The sequence below is a fragment of the Xanthomonas sp. LMG 8993 genome, from assembly GCF_009835065.2.
Lineage (GTDB): Bacteria > Pseudomonadota > Gammaproteobacteria > Xanthomonadales > Xanthomonadaceae > Xanthomonas > Xanthomonas arboricola.
The window spans coordinates 395,925-417,966 of record NZ_QVIF02000003.1 but is presented as its reverse complement, the minus strand read 5'-3'; the positions used below and the strand labels follow the sequence as shown (position 1 = coordinate 417,966).

Here is a 22,042-nt window from a genome sequence, read left to right as displayed (position 1 = left end):
TATTCGCGCCGCACCGACCGCGCCGCCGCCTCTCCGTGCGTCTATGCGCGATGGCGCTGCTCGGTGTGCAGCTGTTGCAGGCTGCCGCGGCCGCGCCGAGCGAGACCGCACGCAAGGCGTCCGTTGACTGTGTGGATGCCTTGCTGCAGAAGCTGGGCTGGAGCATTCGCAGCGCCGCAGTGGGTGCGCCGGTGATCCAGCGCGGCGAGCCGTGTACGCGCGGTTCGCTTGCGCAGGCGCGTGCGGCCGGCGATCTGCAGCTGACGCTGCCGGCCAGCTGGAACGCGCAGCAACGCGGCGCCGCGCTCAGGGCCTTGCTGGACGACAGCGCCACCCAATGCGCATACGCGTTCGAACTCGGTGCGGCGACGCGGCGTGCCACCACGCAGCTACAGGACAACCCGGGCTACCGGTTTTCGGCGCTGCAGCTGGGCTGGATCGGATTCGGCTGGCGTGGCGCGGCCTCGCAGGGCTGGAGCGGCTTTCGCAGTTTCGGGCGCGGCTATCAACCGCGCGGCAGCAATGCGCAGGCGCTGGATGCGTTCTATCGCGGCCAGGTGCGCTCCGAATGCGGAGTGGGGCGGCAGGTGGCCCAGCTGGCCACCCAGCGTGAGTTGTATGGCGATGCCGGATTCGATCAGGTGTTCACCTCGGGCGAGTTGTCGATCGGCACGTTTCTGACCCTGCACGACACCGACAGCATCCTGCTGGGTGCGAATGCCGGCGAGTTTTTCGCCGACGGCAAGGCGGCCAGGACCGCGCAGCTGGGGCGGCAGGCATTTGTCGGCGCGCCGGGGTTTATCGCGCATGTGTTCGACAAATCCTTTCTGGACGACATCCACAACCAGGCCGAAAACTTCGTGGTGGTGGACGTCAGCGATGCGGCGGCGCAGGCGCTGGCGCAGCACGGCGGCTTTGCGCATTACGACGCGCGCAACCGGCAGATCTGGGAGCTGGCCAGGGAGCTGCGCGGGCCGGGCAAGCGTCGCTTCGAGCGGTTGCTGTACGAGCGCGATGCCGCGCTGCGTGCCACGCTCGACCCGCAGCAACAGGCACGCCTGCAAACGCTGCAAGGCCTGCTGGATGACCCGTTCTACCAGGGCTTTCTGGTGTACGTGCATCCCAAGGGCATCAAACCGATCGGGTACCACGTGGCGCGCCTGCTCGATCGCAATCCGCGCACGCCGTATGCCATCGACCTGACCCTGCACAATCTGCGAAGCACCTTGTACTGGCGTTGGATCGACTGGCAGCTGCAACAGTGCGGCGCCGGCACCGCGGCGGAACAATCCATTGAGAATTCCGCCACGCCAGCGTACGCCGGGCGTGGCACCCTGCACTGATCAGATCATGAGGAGCGATTATGGAACTGGGTATGGTGGGTTTGGGCCGCATGGGCGCCAACATGGCCGAGCGCCTGGTGCACGGCGGACACCGCGTGCATGGCTACGATCCTGGCGAAGGTGCGCGTAGCAGTGCGCAGGCCAAGGGCATTGTCACCGCCGATGCGCTGGCTGCACTGGTGTCCGCGCTGCCGAGCCCGCGCGTGGTGTGGTTGATGGTGCCGGCGGGCAAGATCGTCGACGACACCCTGGCGCAGCTGCTGCCGCTGTTGCAGGCCGGCGACATCGTCATCGACGGCGGCAATTCGTACTACAAGGATTCGCAACGCCGCGCCGCGCTGCTGCATGCCAGTGGGATCGCCTTTGTCGATTGCGGCACCAGCGGCGGCGTCTGGGGCCTGCAGGAAGGCTACAGCTTGATGGTCGGCGGCGACGAAGCGGCGGTGACCACGCTGCATCCGGTCCTGGCCACGCTGGCGCCGGCAGCGGACAAGGGCTGGGGCCGCGTCGGCCCGAGCGGCGCCGGCCACTTCACCAAGATGGTCCACAACGGCATCGAGTACGGAATGATGCAGGCCTATGCCGAGGGCTTCGCGCTGATGCAGCACAAGACCGACTTTGCGCTGGATCTGCACCAGGTCGCGGAGATCTGGCGCGATGGCAGCGTGGTGCGTTCGTGGCTGCTGGATCTCACCGCCGATGCGCTGGCGCACAATCCGACCATGGCCGGTATCGCACCGTTCGTGGCCGATTCGGGCGAAGGGCGCTGGACGGTGGCCGAGGCGATCGACCTGGAAGTGTCGGCGCCGATCATCACCTTGTCGCTGATGGAGCGGCTGCGCTCGCGCGACAAGGATTCGTTCACCGACAAGCTGCTGGCCGCAATGCGCAACCAGTTCGGTGGTCACGCGGTCAAGACCACCACGGAAGCCGCGCCGACGATCGGCAGCAAGGACGTCTGAGCGATGCCGATTCCTGCGCGTCTGCATGGCGCGCAGTGCAGGTCTGTTCCATCACGTCTGTGTCTGGCGACTGCCGGCGTGCCCGCTGACTGATGGCAGTGCGCATCGATGCAGTGCCTGGGCGTGGCAGCGCAGAACGCGAGCGCGCCATTGCAGATGCCAAATGTCGGCTGGGCGCCTGCACCGGCGCCCGGCCGTGCATCAGTCGCGTGAAGCTGCGTTCGCGCCTTCCAGCCATTGCACCTGGCCCGAGGCGGCGCTGCGTTGCGCGAGCTCCAGCAGCTCCATCACCTGCACCGCGTCGGCAGCGCTGACCGGTGCCGGGCCGGCGCCGGCCAGGGCATCGCGAAACGCGGCGTAGCACTGGCGGTAGTCGCCCGGCGTGGTGTCGGGTTGATGGGTATGCACGCGGCCTTCGTCGTCGACGCGGGTCAGCGTGCCCGGAAGCGGGTCCACGCCCCAACCGGCGGTACCGGGGCGGCGCCCGGCGCGTAGCTGGTCTTCCTGGGTATCCAGCCCATGCTTGAGGTAACTGCCACGGGTGCCGTGCACGGCAAAGCGCAGGCCGCTGTCGGCCACCAGCGAGCCGGCGTGCAGGATCACGCGCAGCCGCGGGTAACGCAGGGTGACGTGGAAATAGTCGTCGCTGCGCGCCTGGTTGCGCTGGCGCTGCAGGTCCGCGCCGATCGCCTGTGGCGTGCCGAACAGCTGCAGCGCCTGATCGAGCAGATGCGGCCCCAGGTCGTACCAGAGACCGGCGCCGGGAATGTCGCTTTCGCGCCATCGGTCGCGCACCTGCGGCCGGAAGCGGTCGAAGTGCGAATGGAATTCCACCACCTCGCCCAACTGGCCTTCGTCGATCAGCCGGCGCACGGTGAGGAAGTCCGCATCCCAGCGCCGGTTCTGGAACACGCTGACGATGCGCCCGGCCGCCGCCGCCGCAGCGACCACTTCGCGTGCCTGTGCGGCGTCCAGTGCAAAGGGCTTGTCCACCAGCACATGCTTGCCGGCGGCCAGGGCCTGCAACGCGAACGGTGCGTGGGTCTGGTTGGGGGTGGCCAGGACCACCGCATCCAGCGCCGGGTCGGCCAGTGCCGTTTCCAGATCGGCCAGCACGGCGACATCGGGGAAGTCGGCCTGCACCTGCTGCGGCTTGGACGACACCACGCTGTGCAGGGCCAGGCCGGGGGTGCCGGCGATCAGCGGGGCATGGAAGGTGCGGCCGACATAGCCATAGCCGACGACGGCCAGATTGAACGGTTTAGGCATTGAAAACGGTTCATCGCAACGACGGAGGAGGCCTGCATGGTATTGCACCCACCCGTGTGCGCCGGGTTCACAACCCCTGCATCCGGCAGTCACGTGTGCACGACGAGCGCCACTGCAGACTGCGGCCACATTCACAGGAGGGTACATCCGATGAAGAACATCACACATGCACGCAAGTTGCTGGCCCTGGCGCTGTCGCTCGGTCTGACGCTGGGTGCCTCGCAGGCATTCGCTGCGCCGCAGGAGCACGCCGCGCACAAGGATCACGCTGCCGACAACATGAACGAATCCAAGAAGCCGGTGACCGACACCTGGATCACCACCAAGGTGAAGGCCGATCTGCTGGCCACCGACAATGTGTCGGGCACCGACGTCAAGGTCGAGACCAAGAACGGCATCGTCACCCTGACCGGCACGGTTGCCACCAAGGCCGAGCACGACAAGGCCGTGGCAGTTGCCAAGGGCATTGAAGGCGTCAAGAGCGTCAAGTCCACCGGCCTGAAGGTCGTCGCTGCAAAGATGTAACTGCAGCGGTAGCGAATGCCGGGCCAGCCGAGGCGAGGCGGCTGAACCGAGCACAAGGCGCACTCCATGGGGTGCGCCTTTTTTGTTGCCTGCGCGCACGACGGGCACGCCGACGGGCGGCCGGGCGCTCGCGCCATTTTCACGTTTACTGCACTTATGATATGCCCATTCAGCTATGTCGCCGTGGGAGTGATCAGGCTGAATCGTTAATCTCATCCCGAGCCTGATCGGAGACAATGCCGACTTGCCTTCGGGGCCTTGGCAGCGAGCGGATACAGACCTAGCAATGCAGACAACGGTCCAAGAAGACAGATGGGATCGCTGGCGCCTGCCATTACTGGCGGTTGCCGTGTTTCTGATTGTGGTGGTGCCGTCGCTGCTGCTGCAGCAGATGGCGCACAACGCCAACCAGGCCGCGGTGTGGGTGTCGCATAGCCAGGAGGTGCAGGAGACCGCCCAGCGCCTGGAAGCGGCGATGCGCGATACCGAATCTGCGGCCTTGATGCGCTCGCATGGCGTGCAGCGCCCGGCCCTGCTGGAGCGCATGCGGCGCGGCCGGCGCGAGTCGCTCGCGGCGGTGCAGCGGCTGATCGTGCTGACCAAGGACAACCCCGCACAGCAGGTGCGGATGGGGCGTATCCAGAGCACCATCGAGCGGCGCCTGTTGCTGGCCGAGCGGATTGCCGTGACCACCGCGCCGGAGCAGATCCGTCTGCTGATCAACGACATGACCCTGAACAACCCGATCCGCGTGCTGATCGACGAGTTGCAGGACGCCGAGGGCAAGCTGCTGGAGTTGCGCAGTGCGCGCGCCGACACCGAACGCACGCATTACGCGGTGTTGAGCTGGGGCACGCTGGTGGTGCAGTTGCTGCTGCTGGGCACGGTGACCTGGTTGCTGCAGCGGCAGATCCGTCGCCGCCTGGCGGCCGAGCAGGAATACCTGCGCGCCAACGGCCGCGCGTCGTCGGTGCTGCAGACCGTGCGCGAGCCGATCGTGCTGCTGGATTCCGACCAGCGCATCCTGCTGCACAACCCGGCGTTTGCCGAGTTGTACGGGCTGGACGAGCGCGGCAACGAATCGATGCCGCTAGAGGACGTGGGCGATGGCGTCTGGCGCGATGCGCAGATCCATCAGCGGCTGGCCGACGTGTTGCTGCGCGGCCGCGAGTTGTGGGACTACGAACACGAGCAGCGCGCCGCCGATGGCGTGCAGCGCACCATGCTGATCAACGCGCGGCGCATGCCGCTGCCGGACACCAGCGACGAAGACGTGGTGCTGATGACGGTTAGCGACATCAGCCTGCAGAAGGCCTCGCAGCTGCGCATCCAGGAGCTCAACCGGCAGATGGAGGGCAAGGTGGAGCAGGTGTCGGAGGTCAATCGCGAGCTGGAAGCCTTCAGCTATTCGGTCTCGCACGACCTGCGCGCGCCGCTGCGCCATGTGGCCGGATTCTCCGACAAGCTGGCGCGCCACCTGGGCGATGCGGCGGACGAGAAATCGCGTCACTACATGGAAGTGATCAGCAGCTCGGCGCGGCGCATGGCGTCGTTGATCGACGATCTGCTGGTGTACTCGCGCCTGGGCCGCAGCGCGCTGCGGTTGCAGGCGGTGGACATGCAGTCGCTGGTGTCGGAAACCCGCGCGATCCTGGATTCCAACGTGCAGAGCGAGAACACTGGTCACCGTGTGGACTGGCATATCGCGCCGTTGCCGGTGCTGGTGGCCGACGAGAACATGATGCGCCAGCTGTGGATGAACCTGCTCGGCAACGCGGTGAAATACAGCACCAAGCGCGAGGTGGCCAGGATCGAGGTCACCTACACGCCGATGGCCGACGGCGGCCACCAGTTCAGCGTGCGCGACAATGGCGCCGGCTTCGACATGGAATACAGCGCCAAGTTGTTTGGCGTGTTCCAGCGCCTGCACAAGGCCAGCGAATATCCCGGGACCGGTATCGGCCTGGCCAGCGTGCGGCGTGTGCTGACGCGTCACGGCGGCCGGGTCTGGGCCGAAGGCGCGGTCGACGAAGGCGCCACGTTCTATTTTGTGCTTCCTCCTGCGCTTGAAGCGCCCAACCAAGAGTTCAATGTATGACCGCCATCCGTACCATTCTTCTGGCAGAAGACAGCCCGGCCGATGCGGAAATGGCCGTTGACGCGCTGCGCGAAGCCCGCCTGGCCAACCCCATCGTGCACGTCGAGGACGGCGTGGAGACCATGGACTACCTGTTGCGTCGGGGCATCTTCGCCGATCGCGAGGAAGGCCTGCCGGCGGTGTTGCTGCTGGACATCAAGATGCCGCGCCTGGACGGGCTGGAAGTGCTCAAGCAGATCCGCAGCGAGGAGTCGCTCAAGCGCCTGCCGGTGGTGATCCTGTCGTCCTCGCGCGAGGAGAGCGATCTTGCCCGCAGCTGGGACCTGGGCGTGAATGCCTACGTGGTCAAGCCGGTGGACGTGGATCAGTTCTTCAACGCAGTCAAGACGCTCGGCACCTTCTGGGCGGTCATCAATCAGGCACCGGAGCTGGACTGACCCATGCTGCAAGAGGGGGGCAAACTGGAGCAGCTGAAGATCCTTCTGGTGGAAGATTCACCGGAAGACGCCGAGCTGTTGTCCGATCAGCTGCTCGATGCCGGGCTGGATGCGGCGTTCGAGCGTGTGGACAGCGAGCCGTCGCTGCGTGCCGCACTGGATGAATTCCAGCCGGACATCGTGCTGTCGGACCTGAGCATGCCCGGTTTTCCGGCCATCAGGCGCTGCGCCTGGTGCGCCAGAGCGGCGCCACGCCCTTCATTTTCGTCTCCGGCACCATGGGCGAGGAGACCGCGGTCAAGGCGCTGCAGGACGGCGCCAACGACTACATCATCAAGCACAACCCGACCCGTCTGCCGAGCGCGGTGATTCGTGCGATCCGCGAGGCGCGCGCCGACCTGGAACGCCAGCGCGTGGAGAGCGAGCTGATGCGCGCGCAGCGGCTGGAAAGCCTGGCAATGCTGGCGGCCGGGTTGAGCCACGACCTGCGCAACATCCTGCAGCCGTTGCTGATCGTGCCCGACCTGCTGGCCGGACGCACCGACGATCCGCAGCTGCGCCAGCTGGCCAACGTGGTGGCCGAGTGCGGCCGGCGCGGGCACGAGATGGCCGAGTCGATGCTCTCGTTCGTGCGTGGCTCCAACAAGCCGCGCGAGCAGGTGTCGATCGCCAGCCTGTTCCAGGCCGTGCAGATGTTGCTCAAGAGCAGCCTGCCCGACGGCGTGCGCCTGCAGATGGACACGATCCCGCTGGATCTGACCATCGAGGCCAACTACACCGAGTTGCAGCAATGCCTGCTCAACCTGGGCCTGAATGCGATCCAGGCGATGCCGGGCGGCGGGATGCTGACCCTGTCGGCCGATCGCCACGACGGCACGCGCGTGCGCATGAGCGTGGCCGACACCGGCGTGGGCATGAACGAGGATACCCGCGCACGCCTGTTCAGTCCGTTCTTCACCACCAAGGCCGATGGCACCGGCCTGGGGCTGATTTCCTGCAAGCGCATCGTCGAAAGCTACGGCGGCAGCATCGTGGTCGACAGCCGCCTGGGCGAGGGCACGCGGTTCGACATGATCGTGCCGATGCGTGCGGCCGCGGTGACGATTGCCGACACCGAGCCGCCGCTGGCGTTGGGGCATGGGCAGCGCATCCTGCTGGTGGATGGCGAGGCCACGCGTCTGTCGCTGCTGGGCAATGCCTTGTCCAGCCAGGGCTATCAACCGCAGCTGGCCACCGATGGCGCGGCGGCGCTGCAACTGGTGCAGCAGCACGCGATGCCGGACCTGGTGATCATCGACAGCGACATCATCCAGCTCTCGGCGGTGAGCGTGTTGTTGAGCATGCAGGAGCTGGGCTACCACGGCCCGGCGATCGTGCTCGAGGATGTCGGCGCGCCGCTGCAACGTTCGCACTTCCCACCGGATATCCCGGTGCATGTGCTGCGCAAACCGCTGGAAATGCGCCGGGTGTTCCGCGCGGTGGCGCATGCGCTGGAAGCGGCCTGAGGCCAGGGTCTGGCGCGCTGCGGGCGGGCAGGCTCAGATGCGGCACGATTGCAACAGTTGACGCCCACGCTGGCCGCATGCGCGAATAACGCATGACCACCGTGCTTCTCAGCCTAGGCAGCAACGTCCAGCCGACCCACTACCTGCGCCTGGCCGTCGACGCCTTGCGCGCACGCTTCGGCCAGCTTGCCGTCTCGCCGGCGTACCGCACGCCGGCGGTGGGCTTCGACGGGCCGGACTTCGTCAACAACGCCGTGGCGCTGGACACGGACATGGAGCTGGCTGCGCTGGACCACTGGCTGCATGCGCTGGAAGATGCGCACGGCCGCGATCGCAGCGGCCCGCGTTTCAGCGACCGCACACTGGACGTGGATGTGGTGTTCTTCGGCGATTGCATCATCGAAGGCCCCGGCCATCTGCGCATCCCGCGGCCCGAGCTCAAGCATGCCTTCGTGTTGAAGCCGCTGGCCGATATCGCACCCGACTTTGTCGATCCGCTCAGCGGGCAGACCCTGGCCGCGCTGTGGCAGGCGCACCCGCAGCACGGCATCGCGTTCATGACGGTGGCGCTGGACGCGGTCCCGGCGCTGGACGTGGCGCGCTAGCGCCGTTGCAGCTCAACTGAGCCGGCGGCCGCCGTCCACATGCAGGGTGTGGCCGGTGACGAAGCCGGCGTCGTCCAGCAGCCAGCGCACCGCCTCGGCGATTTCCTCCGGCGTGCCGATGCGGGCCAGCGGCGTGCGTGCGAGCAGCGCCTGCCTGGCCGCTGCGGATTTGCCCTCCTCCGGCCACAGGATCGCGCCGGGCGCGACCGCGTTGACGCGTACCTCCGGTGCCAGCTCCAGCGCGAGCGAGCGGGTCAGCATTTCCAGCGCACTCTTGGACGCGCCGTACAGCGGGTGATTGCGCATCGGCTGCTGCGCGTGCAGGTCGGTGATGTTGACGATGGCGCCGCGGTGCTGGCGCAGCTGCGCGGCGGCAGCCTGGGCGATGAAGAACGGTGCGCGTGCATTGACTGCGAACAGCTCGTCCCATTGCGCGGCTGTCGCTGCGCCGAGCGCGGTGGGGTAGAACGCGGAGGCATTGTTGACCACGCCATCCAGGCGGCCGAACGCGGTGATGCAGTCGGCGACCAGCTGCGCCGGCGCCTCCGGCAGGCGCAGGTCGGCGTGCAGGGCCTGCGCGCTGCCGGCGCGCAGGGCGCACAGCTCCGCTACGCGCGCGCCGAGCGCCGCGCCGGAGCGGTGCGCATGCAGGGCAACGCGGTAGCCGGCCGCATGCAGCGTGGTGGCGATCTGCGCGCCAATCCGGCGACCTGCACCGGTGATCAACACCACCTTGGAACTGTCTGTCATGGCGTACTCGCTCGGCGTTGCAAAGGGCTCGGCTATCCTGTGCATTGTCCCCGCAACCGGTGCCCGCATGCACGCCGACCTTCCTACTCCCGATCCGGACGCCCTGGCGCATAGCGATCGGCTGGCCGCGCATCTGCGCGCCGAGATCGCCGCCGCCGGTGGTGCAATTCCGTTCTCGCGTTTCATGGAGCTGGCGTTGTACGTGCCGGGTCTGGGCTATTACAGCGCCGGCTCCAGCAAGTTCGGCGAGGCTGGCGATTTCGTCACCGCACCGGAGCTGGGGCCGTTGTTCGCGGCCACCGTGTCCGGTGCGCTGGCACCGGTGCTGCAGCAGCTCGGGCCGCAGGCGCGCGTGCTGGAAGTGGGCGGCGGCAGCGGTGCATTTGCCGAAGTCACGCTCAAGCGCCTGCTTGAGCTGGATGCGCTGCCGGAGCGCTACGCGATCCTGGAGCCCAGTGCCGACCTGCGCGAGCGTCAGCGCGAGCGGTTGGGACGCAGCCTGATCCCGCCGGTGTTCGATCTTGTGGAGTGGCTGGACGGGCCGTTCCCGGACGATTGGGACGGGGTGCTGTTCGCCAACGAAGTGATCGACGCATTGCCCACGCCGCGCTTCACGCTGCGCGACGGCGAGGTGTATGAAGAAACCGTGGTGCTGGATGCGCAGCAGCAATTCGCGCGCGGCGAGCAGCCGGCCGATGCCTTGCTGGGCGCGGCGGTGCGGCATCTGGAACGTTATCTGGAGCAGCCCTTCGCCGATGGTTATCGCTCCGAGCTGCTGCCGCAGCTGCCTTACTGGATCCAGGCGGTGGCTGGCGGTCTGAAGCGCGGCGCGATGTTGTTTGTCGACTACGGTTATCCGCGTGGCGAGTTCTATCGTGCGCAGCGCGAAGATGGCACCCTGCGCGCGTTCTATCGCCACCGCATGCATGAGGATTTGTATCGCTGGCCGGGCCTGCAGGATCTGACTGCGTCGGTGGACTTCACCGCGTTGGCCGAGGCCGGCACCGGAGCCGGTTTCGAGTTGGCCGGCTACTGCACGCAGGCGAGTTTTCTGCTCGGCAATGGCCTGGATGCGTTGTTGGCGCAGGCCGACACGCGCACCGACGAAGTAGGGCGCATGCGGCTGCGCGAGCAAATCAAGCGGCTGACCTTGCCCAGCGAAATGGGCGAGCGCTTCCAGGTGATGGGTTTTGCGCGCGACGTCGATTTTGCGCCGGCATTCCTGGCGGGCGATCTCACGTGGCGGCTGTGACGCAGACGCTGCGCCCGTTTCATCGGCCGCGGTTGTGGGTGGGGTTATGGATCGCTGCGATCGTGGTGGTGATCGCGGTCTGCCTGGGGCCGCCGCCGGAGATTCCGGAGCTGCCGGATAACAGCGACAAGGCCGAGCACTTTTTGACCTTCGCGCTATTGTGCTGGGGCGCGGTGCAGTTGTTTGCCACGCGCCGCGCGCAGCTTGGTGCGGCCATCGGTCTGGTGGCTTTAGGCGTTGGCATCGAGATCGCGCAAGGCGCACTGACCACCAACCGAAGCGCCGACCCATACGATGCGCTGGCCGACACGCTGGGCATTGCTGCAGGCCTGTGCCTGGCGTGGACGCCGTTGTGTCTTGTGATGTTGCGGATCGACCAGCGCCTGTTCGCGCGGGGTTGAGTTGCGTGTGCGCATGCGTGTACGAATGCGCGTGTGCGCCAGGCACTGCCGTTATCGGGCGGTTTACTTGCGATGGCGCATTGACGCATCGGCAGCGGGTAGCGGGATGTCGTGGCAGCTGCCTGCAGTGTGTGGAGTCCCGGATCCGGCGCATGGCTGCATCGGGTAGCAGCCACGCGTACATCATCGGATGAGACGTCGATCGCAGCCTGTGGATGCGCGGGTTACAGCTTCATGTTCAGGCCAAGATAGAGCTGGCGCCCTGACGCTGGCGAAAACATCGGCTGCGCCTGCGTCCAGAAGAAGCTGTCGTACCACACGTAGGCATACTCGCGGCCGGTGGCATTGCGGACCTGCAGATCCACGCTCCAGGCGGGGTTGATGGTGTATCTGGCGGTGAGATCCAGGATGGCGAAGCCGCCGTATTTGCCGGCCAGGTTGCGCTCCTCCAGATAGTAGTCGCCTTGCGCGCGGCCCTGCATTCCCAAGCGCAGCGCAGCGGTCGGGCGGTACTCGACGCCGACGTTGCTGATGTAACGCGGCGTTGCGGCCACTTCGCGGCCGACCAGCGACACGCTGGCATCGCGGTCGTCGCGTTCGATCTTTGCCTCCTGGTATGCGTGCGATGCCCATAGCGTCCACCTGTCGCCCAGCTGCGCATTGATCTGCGCATCCACCCCACGCCTGCGTGTCTTGCCCAGGGTGACGGTGGTGCCGGTGGCGGGCATGTTGGAGACTTCGTTGGCCGCATCCTGTTGCCACACCGCAATGCGCGCCTGGCCGCCCTGGAACGGGCTGAATTTCATGCCCAGCTCCACGCCGGTATTGGTGGACGGGCGGACGTCCGCCTGCCCGGCGGTGAGGTAAGCCGGCGCCGTGGAGCCGGTCAGCACCTGGAAGCTGCGGCCCCAGTTGGCATAGACGTTGGTGGTCGGGGTGAAGGCGTAGACCAGGCTCAGTTTGGGCTGCTCGATGGTGCCGTAGCGCTGCAGCGGCGCGCGAACGCCGCCGGGCAGTTGGGTGTCGCCGTCGAAGCGGTCCACACGGTAGGCCGGCACGATCTTCAGCGCCTCGGTCGGCTGATAGATCGCCTGCACGTAGGCGCCCCAGTTGTCGAAGGTATGGCGGTCGTCGTTCTGGATGCGTGCCGGCGTGGCATTGAAATTAGTGGGCTCGGCGTAGCTGAAGCGCTCGCGTCGGTAGGCGTTGTCCTGATGCTCGTAGTTGATGCCGCCTTCCAGGGTGAGCGTGTCGCTGCTGCGCCAGGTCAGCGTGTTGAGCATGCCGACCTGGGTCTCGTCCCAGATGCGGCGCTGGCGTGGCGCATTGCCGGTGGGCAGGTCGCTGAAGGTCACCCGGCGGTCGTCGTGATAGCGGTTGGAGTAAAGCTTGGTGCCGAAAAACAGCCCGTCTGCCAGCTTTAGATCCAGATGGACGCCGAACTGGCGCATGTCGCGGTCGTCGCCGTCGTTGCGGTTGCGCAGGTCCGAACTGCGACGGTCTGCCTGCATTTCCGCTGCGGTCATGAAGCCGGGTTCGTCGGCCTGGTTGTGATAGACGCGTGCGGTCAGGCCGATGCGCATGCCGTCGTCGAGGTTGCCGTAGAACCATTTGCCGCCCAACGAATACTTGCTGGAGGTGTCGTGGTCGCGGTAGCCATCGGAGGCCTGCACGCCGACGAAATAGTTCTGCGCAAACCCGTCGCGTTCGCGTCCCACGGCCAGCTGCGCATCGCGGGTGTTGAAGCTGCCGTAGGTCAGGCGCGCGTCGGTGTAACTGCCGCCCTGGCGCGTGCCGAAATTGATGTTGCCGCCGATATTGTGCAGGCCGTAGCGCGGATCATTGGTGCCGCGCACCACTTCGATGTAATTGATTTCCAGCGGGAACAGCATGTCGATGAAGCGCTGGTTGCCACTGTTGACGTTGCTGGGGATGCCGTCGATCAGCGTCTTGATCGCATTGAGGTAACCCTCGCCGTTGAAGGCGCGAAAGCTGACCTTGCCCGATTCGGCGCCTTGCCGGGTTTCGGTGAGCTGGATGCCGGGCATCTGCCCGAGCAGCTCCCAGCTATAGGACACGTTCTTGTCCTCGATCTGATCGGCCCCCAGCACGTCCACCGAGGTCAGTACCTGATGCGCGGTGAGTTGGCCTTCGCCATGCTGGTGGACATCGACCTTGCCGAGCGTCAGCGCTGAATCGGACGACTGTGCGCGTGCCTCAGGGAGCAGCAGAACGGCGCCGACGGCCGCCGCGAGAATGTGGATCTTCATGGATCGGACAGCACCAATGCGAAGTGGGAAACCGAATGTGGCATCTTTTGCAATATTATAACATAAATGACAAATCTTCGATCCGAGCCGCAGGGCGCTCGCGGTGCGCGTGCGCTGCCGGGGGCTGGATCGCGGCAGCCAGAGCGCTTCGCACCGCGCTCAGCGGTGGCTGCGATCAGCAGGATTGGAGGCCGGCAGCAGCTCCGGTGACCAGGCGTGGCTGGCCTGGTGCAACAGGCTTGGGTGGCAGGCGGCAGGGGGGGGCGGTCGCGTCGGTACGTGCCGGCCGCTGATGCCGGTGTTCTGCAGAGCGTTAGCCGGGCATGCGTACCGCGCGTTCGCGTAACCACTTGGTCGCCACCCACTTTTCGCCGGCCAGGACCGGTGCGCCGGCATGCAGGCTGCGTGTCATTGGATGCGGGCGGTCGTAGCTGAAGAACACCGCATTGCCTTTGACGGCGGCAACGTCCAGGTGCGCATCGGGAAAGCGCGTGGCGCCGCCGCGTTCCGGCGTGTTGAGATACATCACCAGCGATGCGACGCGTTGGCCGCCGGCCTGCAGCAACACCGGCGTGCCGGCGGCCGCGGGGTCGAAGTAATCGTAGTGCGGTTGATACTCGGCGCCGGTGGCATAGCGCAACACCTGCAGTCCTTCGCCGTGGTCCACGGGCCAGTCGAGCAGGCGGGCGATGCGTGCTTCGATGCGTTGGCACAGCGCATCCTGCCCCAGCTGCAGGCACATGCTGTGGCTGGTGCGTGCGGCATGCACGATCTGCGCGCCGTTGTCGTTGTCCACCGTGCGCGAACGCGCCAGGCGTGGCTGCGCCAGTGCGATCAATGCCTCGCATTCGGCATCGGACAGGAAATCGTCCAGCACCACCACGCGCGGCAGCAACAGGCTGACCAGCACGCGCACCTGGCGATCGCCCAGGTCCAGCAACGAGGCATCGTTGTGCTGCAGCACTGCCGGCACGCGCACCGGCACCGGCAGGCCATGCGTCTGCGCGTGCTGGTGGATGTGGTCGCGCAGCAGGGCCTCGACTGCATCGATGGCGTCCTGTTCGTTCCAGCCCTGATCCAGGAGCGGCTGTAGCGCTTGTTCGGGCGGCTGGCCGGCCATTGCCTGCGCAATGATCCAGTCGCCCAGGGCAGCGGGGATGGGAGGCGGAGTCATCCTCCTACAGTGCATGTCAATGTGTGGCAGGCATGTGTCAATTGTGTCGTCGTAAGACAAATGAAACAGACAGCCCCTATAAAAGTGACGGGGATCTTGAACGTGCTCGCCACTGCAGTGAGCGGAACGCAACCAATTCTTGACGACTCCTCTTCATACCGGACCTTCCTTGACCTGGAGATCAGCCGCATGTCCGTTCGCAATAGCAGCAAGACACTTCTCATGACCTTTGGTACCGCGCTGGCCTTGTCGGCCTGCGGTGGTGGTGCCGATCGTGTCGCCTCGCCCGGCGAGGGCGCATTTCCGCCGGCACCGACGCCGGCTCCCGCACCGACCCCGGCGCCCACGCCTGCACCGACGCCCGCTCCGGCACCGACCGGCCCGGCCGCCGATTGCCCGACCGGTTTCTCCAACGTCGGCACCATCGCCAACAACACGCTGCGCGCCTGCCAGCTGCCGGACACCATCAACGGCAACCTGGTGGTGCCGGCACGTGCGGGCACGGCGTATTCGATCAGCGGACGCGTCAACGTGGGCACCGACCGCGGCGGCAACGCCATCGCACCGGCCGCCGGCAGCACGCAGGGCATCCTGACCATCGAGCCGGGCGTGACCCTGTTCGGTTCGGCGGGTAGCGACTACATCGTGGTCAACCGCGGTTCGCAGATCTTTGCCGAAGGCAGCGCCACCGCCCCGATCGTGTTCACCGCGCGCCAGGCGCTGGAGGGCCAGGTCAGCGCCAACACCATCGGCTTGTGGGGCGGCATCGTGGTGCTGGGCCGTGCGGCCATCAACAACTGCCCGGGCACCACGGTCTCCGGTACGCCGGAATGCCAGGCGCAGGTGGAAGGTACCAATGCGTTCTACGGCGGCAACAGCGCCACCGACAACAGCGGCTCCATGCGCTACCTGCGGGTGATGTATTCGGGCTTCGAAATTTCGCCCAACAACGAGCTGCAGGGCATCACCCTGGCCGGCGTGGGCAGCGGCACGCGCCTGGATCATGTGCAGATCCACAATAGCTCCGACGACGGTATCGAATGGTTCGGTGGCACCGTCAACGGCAGCCACATCGTGATCACCGGCGCCGACGACGATTCGCTGGATACCGACGCCGGCTGGAACGGCGCCCTGCAGTTCGGCATCGTGGTGCAGCGCGCCGGTGGCGGCGACCGCATGAACGAGTGGAGCAGCCTGCGCCGTCAGCCGTATTCGCGCCCGAAGGTGGCCAACTTCACCTACGTGGGCAATGCGCGCGCCGGTGCGGCGATCATGCTCAACCAGGGCACGCAGGCCGCGTTCTACAACTCGGTCGTCACGCGTACGGCCGGTGGCAGCGGTGATGGCCTGGTGTGCTTCAACCTGGCCGATGCCGACACGCTCGGGACCTTCAACTCGGTGTTCTTCGCCTGCCCGACGGCCTTCGGCAGCGACGCGCGTGCGGCCACCCAGTTCGCGGCCGGCACCAACAACGTCACCAACGGCGTGTCCACGTTGCAGAACACCTTCGTCAATGGCGCCAACGAAAGCGCCGTGCCGGCCTTCCAGGGCTTGAACGGGGTGAGCAGCTTCTTCCAGCAGGTGAACTACATCGGTGGCGTGCGCGATGCCAACGACACCTGGTGGCAGGGCTGGACCTGCGGCCTGACCGCCGATCGTCCCTGCTGAGGCACAGCATCGCAAGGCAGCCAACGCGGCTGCCTTGCGATGCGTCCAGCTTCATTCTTCAGTTGCCAGGGCTCCCACGATGCGAACCTCCGCTGTCGCCCGTCTCTCGCGGACGGGCCTGTCTCTTTCCATTTCCACCTTGCTGTTTTCCGGCGCTGCGCTGGCGCAGTCGACCACCACCGATGCCGGCTCTGCCAGCGGCAGTAGCAGCACCGCCACCAGTGCGCCCAAGCAACTCGACCAGGTCGTGGTGCGCGGCGAGTACATTCCCGAGCCGATGCTGCAGACCTCGGAGGTGGCATCGTTCGTCACCCGTGAGGACATGGAGCGCACCGGCGACAGCAGCGCGGCGGTAGCGCTGACGCGTGTCACCGGGCTGAGCCTGTCGCGCGGCAAGTATGTGTATGTGCGCGGCCTGGGCGAGCGTTATTCGTCGGCATTGTTCAACGGCTCGCCGTTGCCCAGCCCCGAGCCGATGCAGCGCGTGGTGCCGCTGGATCTGTTCCCCAGCGACGTGCTGGCCAGCGTGACTGTGCAGAAAACCTATTCGGCCGATTATCCGGGCGAATTTGGCGGTGGCGTGATCGATCTGCAGTCGATGGCGGTGCCGGACAAACCGTTCCTGTCGCTGACTGTAGGTGGCGGCGTCAACAGTGTCAGCACCGGCGAAAAAGGCCTGACCTATTACGGCTCCGGCGATGACGAATGGGGCTACGACGATGGCACCCGCAAGCAGCCTGCCGCGTTGCGCGATGCGATCCAGAGCGGCCGGCGCGTGGATCTGGGCAGTTTCTCGCGCGAGGACATCCGCCGTATCGGCCGCAGCTTGAACGACGCCAACCTGTATGTGCTGCAGGAAAAGGACAGCATCGCCCCGGACGTCAATGTCGGCGGCAGTGCTGGTTACAGCATGGACGTGGGCGAGGCCAAGCTGGGCATCATCGCGGTGGCCAGCTACGACAACGAGTGGCGCACGCGCACCGGCAAGCAGCAGGACGGCATCTTTGTCGGCGATACGGTCGAGTTCAATTCCAACTACGACTTCGCCACCACCCGCAACAACGTGCGCACCAACGGCATGCTGGGCCTGGGCTGGGAGTACGGCCGCCACACCATCGGCTGGACCACCTTGTATGTGCACGATGCTTTGAAGGTGGCGCGCAGCCGTGCCGGCCGCGATGAGCTGGCCGGTTTCGATGTGCGCGACGACAACACCGAGTGGTACGAGCGCCAGCTGATCAACAACCAGCTGCGCGGCACGCACGCGTTCGGCGAGTACGACGATCTCAAGATCGAATGGCGCGCAGCGGTGGCCAATGCCAGCCGCGATGTGCCGTACGAGACCGGCATCCGCTACGAGTTGCTCGATGGCTATTGGGCGCACGATGCCTCGCGCGTGCAGAACTACACCCGCTTCAGCAAGGTCGACGACAAGGTGGCCAGCGGCGGGGTGGATGTGACCTGGCGTTTGCCGATCGAGCACGACTTCACCGTCAAGGGCGGTCTGGCCTATCTGGACAACGATCGCAGCGCGTGGAGCCGCGAGTTCCGCTTCCTGGCGCTGGACGGCCCGCTGCCGTTCTACAACCAGTTCCAGCGTGTGGATTACCTGATCTCCGATTACAACCTCAGCAACGATCTGCTGCGCCTGCGCGAGACCACCGGCAGCTTCGGTGCGGCCGCGTACGATGCGACCCTGAAGGTCAAGGCGGCGTATCTGCAGGCCGAGGGCGAGATCGTGCCGACCCTGCGCGCCACCGTCGGTGTGCGCTACGAAGACGCCACCCAGGCGGTGCATCCGTACGACATCTTCACTGGCGTACGCCAGGACAGCGTGGCACCGCTGGAGAACAGCTACGCGCTGCCATCGGCCACGGTGACCTGGAACTTTGCCGAGAACCAGCAGCTGCGCTTTGGTGCGTCCAAGACCATCGCGCGCCCGCAGTTCCGCGAGATGGCGCCGCAGCAGTATCTGGACCCGGATATCGATCGCCAGTTCTTCGGCAACCCGTTCCTGGTCGATAGCGAGCTGGTCAACCTGGATGCGCGGTACGAGTGGTTCTTCGAGCCGGGCGAGTATTTCACCGTCGGCGCGTTCTACAAGAGCATCGACAAGCCGATCGAAGCCATCGTCAACGATGCGCCCGGCGGCGGCATCGTGCAGAGCTTCATCAATGCGCCCGAGGCCACCTTGTACGGCATCGAGCTGGAGGCCAAGAAATATCTGGACCTGCCGATCGCGGCCGACTGGTGGGGCGACAAGCGGGTGTTCGTGTCCGGCAACTACACGCGCACCAAGTCGGAGGTGAGTGCCAGCGATGGCGACACCGTGCAGCCGTTCGGCTTCACCGCACCGGTGCAGGCGACCTTGTTCATCCGCGATGGCTCGGCCTTGCAGGGGCAGTCCGATGACATCGCCAACCTGCAGATCGGTGTGGAAAGCGAGAGCACCCATAGCCAGGCCACCTTGATCGCCAACTATGTCGGCGAGCGGGTGTCCGCGCGTGGCCGGCCGGGGCAACCGGATTACATCGACAAGCCCGGCACCTCGCTGGATCTGGTGATCAAGAAGGGCCTGGTGTGGTCGGGCAATACGCTGTCGTTGAACTTTGCCGCACGCAACCTGCTCAAGACCAAGTACCAGGAATATCAGAGCCTGGGCAGCAATCGGGTGGACCTGTACGAGTACCAGCCCGGCGTGACGTATGACCTGAGTGTGACAGCGCGCTTCTGATTCGACGCCCGCTGCCGGTATCGCAAACGCCCGCCCTGCCTCGCATGGCGGGCGTTTGCATCTGGGTCTGTGTCGCCGTGTGTCGGCCTGTGTCATCACTTTCTTCGAACTGACACATTGCTGCCGCATTCTGTCATCCGACCGCAATCCTGAGACGGATGTCCGCTTTGCAGCGCGCTTTGCCCTCCTTGAAACCCCTGATGTCGGCGCGCGGCCGCAGTGCACTGGCCTGCGTGCTGCTGGCCTTGCTCGCGCTGCAGTGTGCGCGCGTGGTGTGGGTGATGATCACCCCGATCGGTCCGTTGGGCACCGCCCAGGTCGCCACGCCTGCACAGGCGGAATTGCCGGCACTGCGCCGCGATGTGTTCTATCGCAGCGTTGCGGAGGCGAATAGCGACGGCATCGTGTTGCATGGCGTACGCGCGGGTGGCGCGCAAGCGGCTGCGTTCCTGAGCAACGGCGACGGCAGGCAGGGGGCGTATCGCATTGGCGATGGCGTGGTGGCTGGGGTGACGGTGCAGGCGATCGCGAGCGATCACGTGCTGCTGCGTACCGGTAGCGGCGTGCGACGTCTGGCCTTGGTGGAATCCACCGCGTCTGCGGCGGCCACATCGCCGGCAACGACCACGACTGCAGCAGCGGGCGGCGCACCTGCGGTGACGTCGAATGTCGGCACTGCGGCTGGCACGGCCACGGCGGCGGCCGTTGACCCGCAACAACTGCTCACCACCGCCGGGCTGCGTGCAAGCGAAGACGGCAGCGGCTTCACCGTGATGCCGCGCGGCGATGGTGCGCTGCTGCGCCAGGCCGGCCTGGCGCCGGGCGATGTATTGACCCAACTCAATGGCCGCACGCTCGATGCCGAACACCTGCGCGAGCTGCAGGACGAACTGCGCGATGGCCAGGCGGCCACGCTGACCTACCGCCGCGACGGCCAGACCCACACCATGACCTTGAAGCGCCCGCAATGACTGCTGCCCGCCCCAGATGGCTGTTTTCGGCCACGTTGTTGCTTGCCCTGCCGGCGGTGCCGATGCTGTCGCTGCATGCCGCCGATGCGCCGGCCGTACGCCTGCAGGATGTGGACCTGCGCGCCTTCATCCAGGATGTGTCGCGTGCCACCGGCATCACCTTCATCGTGGACACGCGCGTGCAGGGCACGGTCAACGTGGCGCGTGCGCAGGCGATGTCGGAACAGGATCTGCTCGGCATGCTGCTGGCGGTCTTGCGTGCCAATGGCTTGATCGCGGTGTCCAGTGGGCCGTCGACCTATCGCATCATTCCCGACGATACCGCTGCACAGCAGCCGGCCAGCGCCGCCAACGGCAACCTGGGATTTGCCACGCAGGTGTTCACCCTGCAACGCGTGGATGCGCGCAGTGCCGCGGAGATCCTCAAGCCCTTGATCGGGCGCGGCGGCGTGATCATGGCGATGCCGCAGGGCAACAGCCTGTTGATTGCCGACTACGCCGATAACCTGCGCCGCGTGCGCGGCCTGGTCGCGCAGATCGACACCGACCGCGCGGCGATCGACACGGTGAGCTTGCGCAATAGCTCCGCGCAGGAACTGGCGCGCACGCTGACCTCGCTGTTCGGGCAGGCGGGCGAGCGCAGCAACGTGCTGTCGGTGCTGCCGGTGGAAAGCAGCAATTCGCTGATCGTGCGCGGCGACCCGGCGCTGGTGCAGCGGGTGGTGCGCACCGCGGTGGATCTGGACGGGCGCGCCGAACGTCGCGGTGATGTCAGCGTGGTGCGGCTGCAGCATGCCAGCGCCGAGCAGTTGTTGCCGGTGTTGCAGCAGCTGGTCGGGCAGACCCCGGGCAACGAGGCACAGCCCGGGCAGGACACGCGCTCCAGCGCGGTGGATGTGGCCGCCGGCGCTACGGGCGCTGCACAGACGCAGGTGATCACACCGGCCGCCGGCAAGCGCCCGGTGATCGTGCGCTACCCCGGCTCCAACGCCTTGATCATCAATGCCGACCCGGAAACCCAGCGTGCCTTGATGGATGTGATCCGTCAGCTGGACGTGCATCGCGAGCAGGTGCTGGTCGAAGCGATCGTGGTGGAGATCTCCGACACCGCCGCCAAGCGTCTGGGTGTGCAGCTGCTGTTGGCCGGGCGCAATGGCACGGTGCCGTTGATTGCCACGCAGTACAGCGGCGCCTCGCCGGGCATCGTGCCATTGGCCGCGGCAGCGGCCGGCACGCGCAGCAACAACGGCGACGACGATTCGGTGCTGGAACAGGCGCGCAATGTGGCCGCGCAATCGCTGCTGGGCCTGAGCGGCGGCCTGATCGGGCTGGCCGGCCAGAGCAACGATGCGGTGTTCGGCATGATCATCGATGCGGTCAAGAGCGACACCGGCTCCAACCTGTTGTCGACCCCGTCGATCATGACCCTGGACAACGAGCAGGCGCGCATCCTGGTCGGGCAGGAAGTGCCGATCACCACCGGTGAAGTGCTGGGCGCGGCCAACGACAACCCGTTCCGCACCATCCAGCGCCAGGACGTGGGCGTGGAGCTGGAAGTGCGCCCGCAGATCAATACCGCCGGCGGCATCACTCTGGCGATCAAGCAGGAAGTCTCGGCGATTGCCGGGCCGGTCAGCGCGCAGTCGTCGGAGCTGGTGTTCAACAAGCGCCAGATCGAAACCCGCGTGGTGGTGGAAAACGGCGCCATCGTCGCGCTCGGCGGCCTGCTCGACCAGAACGACCGGCAGACCGTGGAGAAGGTGCCGCTGCTGGGCGATGTGCCTGGGCTGGGAGCGCTGTTCCGGCACAAGTCGCGCAATCGCGACAAGACCAATCTGATGGTATTCATCCGCCCGACCATCATCCGCGACGCGGCCGATGCGCAGCGCATGACCGCGCCGCGCTACACCTATCTGCGCGATCGCCAGTTGGCCGATGGCGACCCGGAAGCCGCGCTCGATGCGCTGGTGCGCGACTACCTGCGTGCGCAGCCGCCGCAGCTGCCGGCCGCGCCATCGTCGGCCGTACCCGCACCGGCAACAACGCCTGCGCCCGGCGCGCGTCCCGCGCAGCGCTGA

General features: G+C 66.4%; 16 protein-coding genes and 1 pseudogene. 13 read left to right on the top strand and 4 right to left on the bottom strand.

The genetic code is table 11. The features are described from left to right. Positions 1-50 precede the first annotated feature (50 nt). Positions 51-1,343 (top strand): hypothetical protein, encoded by a 1,293-nt coding sequence (locus tag DYQ94_RS08170; protein ID WP_160955176.1) that lies wholly within the window; start codon positions 51-53, stop codon positions 1,341-1,343. A 20-nt stretch (positions 1,344-1,363) separates the two neighbouring features. Continuing rightward, positions 1,364-2,305, top strand: coding sequence for a phosphogluconate dehydrogenase (NAD(+)-dependent, decarboxylating) (gnd, locus tag DYQ94_RS08165; RefSeq protein WP_039514966.1), 942 nt, complete (start codon positions 1,364-1,366; stop codon positions 2,303-2,305). Between the two features lie 201 nt (positions 2,306-2,506). On the opposite strand, the gene DYQ94_RS08160 is transcribed toward gnd, so the two are convergent. After that, positions 2,507-3,574, bottom strand: a complete 1,068-nt coding sequence (locus DYQ94_RS08160; protein WP_104556025.1) for an oxidoreductase — start codon at positions 3,572-3,574, stop codon at positions 2,507-2,509. Positions 3,575-3,724: 150 nt separating this feature from the next. Between DYQ94_RS08160 and DYQ94_RS08155 the strand changes: the two genes are divergently transcribed. From DYQ94_RS08155 to folK, 5 genes and pseudogenes are all read left to right on the top strand, one after another. Further along, on the top strand, positions 3,725-4,099 hold the full coding sequence (locus DYQ94_RS08155) for a BON domain-containing protein (protein WP_024939670.1): 375 nt from the start codon (positions 3,725-3,727) through the stop codon (positions 4,097-4,099). Between the two features lie 286 nt (positions 4,100-4,385). Continuing rightward, positions 4,386-6,197, top strand: coding sequence for a sensor histidine kinase (locus DYQ94_RS08150; protein ID WP_065032099.1), 1,812 nt, complete (start codon positions 4,386-4,388; stop codon positions 6,195-6,197). After that, entirely contained in the window at positions 6,194-6,634 is a 441-nt protein-coding gene (locus DYQ94_RS08145; protein WP_016900854.1) for a response regulator, read from the top strand. The genes DYQ94_RS08150 and DYQ94_RS08145 overlap by 4 nt, the downstream gene beginning before the upstream one ends. 3 nt (positions 6,635-6,637) lie before the next feature. Next, positions 6,638-8,139: pseudogene (locus tag DYQ94_RS08140) on the top strand (two-component system sensor histidine kinase NtrB). A gap of 92 nt (positions 8,140-8,231) precedes the next feature. Then, positions 8,232-8,744, top strand: a complete 513-nt coding sequence (gene folK, locus DYQ94_RS08135) for a 2-amino-4-hydroxy-6-hydroxymethyldihydropteridine diphosphokinase (RefSeq protein WP_160955177.1) — start codon at positions 8,232-8,234, stop codon at positions 8,742-8,744. Positions 8,745-8,756: 12 nt separating this feature from the next. Here the strand turns inward: folK and DYQ94_RS08130 are convergent, their stop codons facing one another. Next, a complete protein-coding gene (locus tag DYQ94_RS08130; protein WP_160955178.1) occupies positions 8,757-9,494 on the bottom strand; it encodes a pteridine reductase in 738 nt (245 codons plus the stop codon). Here DYQ94_RS08130 and DYQ94_RS08125 point away from each other — a divergent pair. Further along, positions 9,493-10,746, top strand: coding sequence for a class I SAM-dependent methyltransferase (locus tag DYQ94_RS08125; RefSeq protein WP_184428954.1), 1,254 nt, complete (start codon positions 9,493-9,495; stop codon positions 10,744-10,746). The genes DYQ94_RS08130 and DYQ94_RS08125 overlap by 2 nt on opposite strands. 32 nt (positions 10,747-10,778) lie before the next feature. Further along, positions 10,779-11,147, top strand: coding sequence for a VanZ family protein (locus DYQ94_RS08120; protein ID WP_202397592.1), 369 nt, complete (start codon positions 10,779-10,781; stop codon positions 11,145-11,147). A 224-nt stretch (positions 11,148-11,371) separates the two neighbouring features. On the opposite strand, the gene DYQ94_RS08115 is transcribed toward DYQ94_RS08120, so the two are convergent. Beyond that, on the bottom strand, positions 11,372-13,417 hold the full coding sequence (locus DYQ94_RS08115; protein ID WP_160955180.1) for a TonB-dependent receptor: 2,046 nt from the start codon (positions 13,415-13,417) through the stop codon (positions 11,372-11,374). A 313-nt stretch (positions 13,418-13,730) separates the two neighbouring features. Beyond that, complete coding sequence (locus DYQ94_RS08110; RefSeq protein ID WP_160955181.1) at positions 13,731-14,591, bottom strand: 2OG-Fe(II) oxygenase; 861 nt, start codon at positions 14,589-14,591, stop codon at positions 13,731-13,733. Positions 14,592-14,780: 189 nt separating this feature from the next. On the opposite strand from DYQ94_RS08110, the gene DYQ94_RS08105 reads away from it, so the two are divergent. From DYQ94_RS08105 to gspD, 4 genes are all read left to right on the top strand, one after another. Then, on the top strand, positions 14,781-16,259 hold the full coding sequence (locus DYQ94_RS08105) for a beta-helix domain-containing protein (protein ID WP_160955182.1): 1,479 nt from the start codon (positions 14,781-14,783) through the stop codon (positions 16,257-16,259). 79 nt (positions 16,260-16,338) lie between these two features. Continuing rightward, a complete protein-coding gene (locus DYQ94_RS08100) occupies positions 16,339-18,993 on the top strand; it encodes a TonB-dependent receptor domain-containing protein (RefSeq protein WP_054591904.1) in 2,655 nt (884 codons plus the stop codon). Between the two features lie 158 nt (positions 18,994-19,151). Then, positions 19,152-19,964 carry a type II secretion system protein N gene (locus tag DYQ94_RS08095; protein WP_160955183.1) on the top strand — a complete coding sequence of 271 codons (813 nt, stop codon included), beginning with the start codon at positions 19,152-19,154 and terminating at the stop codon, positions 19,962-19,964. Further along, positions 19,961-22,042, top strand: a complete 2,082-nt coding sequence (gene gspD / locus DYQ94_RS08090) for a type II secretion system secretin GspD (RefSeq protein ID WP_160955184.1) — start codon at positions 19,961-19,963, stop codon at positions 22,040-22,042. The genes DYQ94_RS08095 and gspD overlap by 4 nt, the downstream gene beginning before the upstream one ends.

What these genes read in the sequence shown, in the direction of transcription:
- DYQ94_RS08170 (WP_160955176.1), top strand. Translation starts at nt 51, where the DNA reads ATGGCGCTGCTCGGTGTGCAGCTGTTGCAGGCTGCCGCGGCCGCGCCG.
- gnd (WP_039514966.1), top strand. Translation starts at nt 1,364, where the DNA reads ATGGAACTGGGTATGGTGGGTTTGGGCCGCATGGGCGCCAACATGGCC.
- DYQ94_RS08160 (WP_104556025.1), bottom strand. Translation starts at nt 3,574, where the DNA reads ATGCCTAAACCGTTCAATCTGGCCGTCGTCGGCTATGGCTATGTCGGC.
- DYQ94_RS08155 (WP_024939670.1), top strand. Translation starts at nt 3,725, where the DNA reads ATGAAGAACATCACACATGCACGCAAGTTGCTGGCCCTGGCGCTGTCG.
- DYQ94_RS08150 (WP_065032099.1), top strand. Translation starts at nt 4,386, where the DNA reads ATGCAGACAACGGTCCAAGAAGACAGATGGGATCGCTGGCGCCTGCCA.
- DYQ94_RS08145 (WP_016900854.1), top strand. Translation starts at nt 6,194, where the DNA reads ATGACCGCCATCCGTACCATTCTTCTGGCAGAAGACAGCCCGGCCGAT.
- folK (WP_160955177.1), top strand. Translation starts at nt 8,232, where the DNA reads ATGACCACCGTGCTTCTCAGCCTAGGCAGCAACGTCCAGCCGACCCAC.
- DYQ94_RS08125 (WP_184428954.1), top strand. Translation starts at nt 9,493, where the DNA reads ATGGCGTACTCGCTCGGCGTTGCAAAGGGCTCGGCTATCCTGTGCATT.
- DYQ94_RS08130 (WP_160955178.1), bottom strand. Translation starts at nt 9,494, where the DNA reads ATGACAGACAGTTCCAAGGTGGTGTTGATCACCGGTGCAGGTCGCCGG.
- DYQ94_RS08115 (WP_160955180.1), bottom strand. Translation starts at nt 13,417, where the DNA reads ATGAAGATCCACATTCTCGCGGCGGCCGTCGGCGCCGTTCTGCTGCTC.
- DYQ94_RS08110 (WP_160955181.1), bottom strand. Translation starts at nt 14,591, where the DNA reads ATGACTCCGCCTCCCATCCCCGCTGCCCTGGGCGACTGGATCATTGCG.
- DYQ94_RS08105 (WP_160955182.1), top strand. Translation starts at nt 14,781, where the DNA reads ATGTCCGTTCGCAATAGCAGCAAGACACTTCTCATGACCTTTGGTACC.
- DYQ94_RS08100 (WP_054591904.1), top strand. Translation starts at nt 16,339, where the DNA reads ATGCGAACCTCCGCTGTCGCCCGTCTCTCGCGGACGGGCCTGTCTCTT.
- DYQ94_RS08095 (WP_160955183.1), top strand. Translation starts at nt 19,152, where the DNA reads ATGTCCGCTTTGCAGCGCGCTTTGCCCTCCTTGAAACCCCTGATGTCG.
- gspD (WP_160955184.1), top strand. Translation starts at nt 19,961, where the DNA reads ATGACTGCTGCCCGCCCCAGATGGCTGTTTTCGGCCACGTTGTTGCTT.